Source organism: Streptomyces bohaiensis (genome assembly GCF_012033785.1).
Lineage (GTDB): Bacteria > Actinomycetota > Actinomycetes > Streptomycetales > Streptomycetaceae > Streptomyces > Streptomyces bohaiensis.
This window is the reverse complement of the sequence record NZ_JAAVJC010000474.1, coordinates 1-1,933: the sequence shown is the minus strand read 5'-3', so window position 1 is coordinate 1,933 and position 1,933 is coordinate 1. Positions and strand designations below refer to the sequence as shown.

Here is a 1,933-nt window from a genome sequence, read left to right as displayed (position 1 = left end):
CCCGCGACCGGCCCGGGCACGGGCGCGGCCTCCCGAACGCCCGTCCCGCGCCCTCGCCCCGCGCCCCCTGGCGCGTCGCCGCCCCGGAACCGGGCCCCGGCGGTCCTGCTGCCGTCCTGCGGTCCGGAGCTCCCCGACGCCCCTCCAGCCCCGGGGAACACCGGGCACACGGCGGCGGAACGCGAGGAGAACGCACGTCCACCAGGTTGGGCCCAACGGGTCAGCCGGGTGATCCGAGGTATGACCCGACGGACGGAAGGGCATATTGACGGCGGGTCGGAGCCCGGACCCGGCCCGCCGGGAGGCCCGTTTGCGCAGCACGACGGAGTTCGCTGAGGGCCGGAGTGCGGCCCGCCCGCGGCGAGGTCCCTCCGGCACCACCCCCGGCGCGCGGGACCGCCCGGTCCCGGGGCGCGCCGCGGCTCCCAACCTCATCCGAGGGGGTTTGTCCACACGTGGTGACGACCAAGAAGCGCCCCGACGACCGGCGCATGTACGTCCTTGACACCAGTGTTCTGCTCGCGGACCCGTCCGCGATCACCCGTTTCGAAGAGCACGAGGTGGTCCTGCCCGTCGTCGTGATCTCCGAGCTGGAGGCCAAGCGGCACCACCCCGAGCTGGGGTACTTCGCCCGGCAGGTGCTGCGGCGCCTGGACGAGTTCCGGGTGAAGTACGGCCGGCTCGACGAGCCCCTCCCGCTCGGCGAGGTCGGTGGCACCCTCCGGGTCGAGCTGAACCACTCCGACCCGACGGTGCTGCCGCCCGCCATGCGCGGCAGGGACGGCCGACTGCCGGACAACGACACCCGCATCCTCGCCGTGGCGCGGAACCTCCAGGCCGAGGGGCACGACGTCACCGTCGTCTCCAAGGACCTGCCGCTGCGCATCAAGGCGTCGTCGGTCGGTCTCCAGGCGGAGGAGTACCGCGCCGAGCTCGCCGTGACGGACTCCGGCTGGACGGGCATGGCCGAGATCGACCTCGGCGGCGAGGCGGTCGACGAACTGTTCGCCACCGAGGCCGTCCGCGACCCGGTCGCCGAGGGCCTCCCCGTCCACACCGGGCTCGTCATCTCCTCCGAGCGGGGCAGTGCGCTGGGCCGGGTGGCGCCCGACGGGCGGGTCCGACTGGTGCGGGGCGACCGTGAGGCATTCGGCCTCCACGGACGCAGCGCCGAGCAGCGCATCGCGCTGGATCTGCTCCTCGACCCCGAGGTCGGGATCGTCTCGATGGGCGGCCGGGCGGGCACGGGTAAGTCGGCGCTGGCGCTGTGCGCGGGGCTGGAGGCCGTCCTGGAGCGGCGGCAGCACCGCAAGGTGATGGTCTTCCGCCCGTTGTACGCGGTCGGCGGGCAGGACCTCGGCTACCTGCCGGGGACCGAGTCCGAGAAGATGAACCCGTGGGCGCAGGCGGTCTTCGACACCCTCGGGGCCGTCACCTCCGGCAACGTCATCGAGGAGATCGTGGCCCGCGGGATGCTGGAGGTCCTGCCCCTGACGCACATCCGGGGCCGCTCGCTCCACGACGCCTTCGTGATCGTCGACGAGGCGCAGTCGCTGGAACGGAACGTGCTGCTGACGGTGTTGTCGCGCATCGGTCAGGGCTCCCGGGTCGTCCTCACCCACGACGTGGCCCAGCGCGACAACCTCCGGGTCGGCCGGCACGACGGCGTGGTGGCCGTGGTGGAGAAGCTCAAGGGGCATCCGCTGTTCGCGCACGTCACGCTGAACCGGTCCGAGCGCTCGCCGATCGCGGCGCTGGTCACGGAGATGCTGGAGGAGGGGCGGCTGCCCGACTGAGCGCCACGGGCGCGACCGGCAGCACGGCCGGTCGCGCCCGCGTGCCGTGGTGCGGCCCGTCGCCGCCCCGCGGTCGTGGCTGACGGAGCCCAGCTTGCCGAGCGCCTCCCGCATGCCGACGAACCCCTGCGGCAGCT

1 protein-coding gene is annotated in these 1,933 nt (G+C 73.9%); it reads left to right on the top strand.

Translation table 11 applies throughout. The features are described 5' to 3' along the window. Positions 1-455: 455 nt before the first annotated feature. Complete coding sequence (gene phoH2 / locus HCN52_RS24065) at positions 456-1,796, top strand: RNA 5'-3' helicase PhoH2 (protein WP_168090529.1); 1,341 nt, start codon at positions 456-458, stop codon at positions 1,794-1,796. The last annotated feature ends 137 nt before the right edge of the window (positions 1,797-1,933 follow it).